The following is a 437-nucleotide window of genomic DNA, read 5'->3' on the forward strand; positions in this document are numbered from 1 at the left end:
GCGGCCAGCGTCAGGGTGTTGCCCGCAGCCGAGACCACGTCGAAGCGGTGGCCCTCGTGGTCGCCCGAGTTGACCTCGATGTAATACGAGGCGCCGGGATCCAGCAAGGTGCCCAGGTCGAAGGAGCCGCCGCTGAGCGTGAACACCAGGTCCTGGCCGCTGACCGTGCCCACCGTGCCGCTGAACAGCGTCTCGCGCTGGTAGGGGTCGTTGTAGGTCACGCAGCACACCGGCAGAAAGACCTCGTTCCAGCCTTCCACTTCCGACCAGCTGGTGTGGTCGATGGTCGAGTCCGGCTCCTCGTCGAGGTCCACCCGCAGCCGCACCACCCCGCCGCCGCCGGTCAGCCCGGTGAGGTTTTCCAGGTCGTGGATGGTCACCGTTTCGGTGCAGTCGCCATTATCGACCGTGGTGTAGTGCGTCGGCTCCAGCGTCAG

At 66.8% G+C, this 437-nt stretch carries 1 protein-coding gene; it reads right to left on the reverse strand.

The genetic code is table 11. The features are described from left to right. Positions 1–437, reverse strand: a 437-nt coding sequence (locus ACG2LG_RS24250) for a hypothetical protein (protein ID WP_396263491.1), incomplete at both ends; no start/stop codon positions are given.

It is taken from the genome of Haloferula sp. A504, from assembly GCF_044385805.1.
Lineage (GTDB): Bacteria > Verrucomicrobiota > Verrucomicrobiia > Verrucomicrobiales > Akkermansiaceae > Haloferula.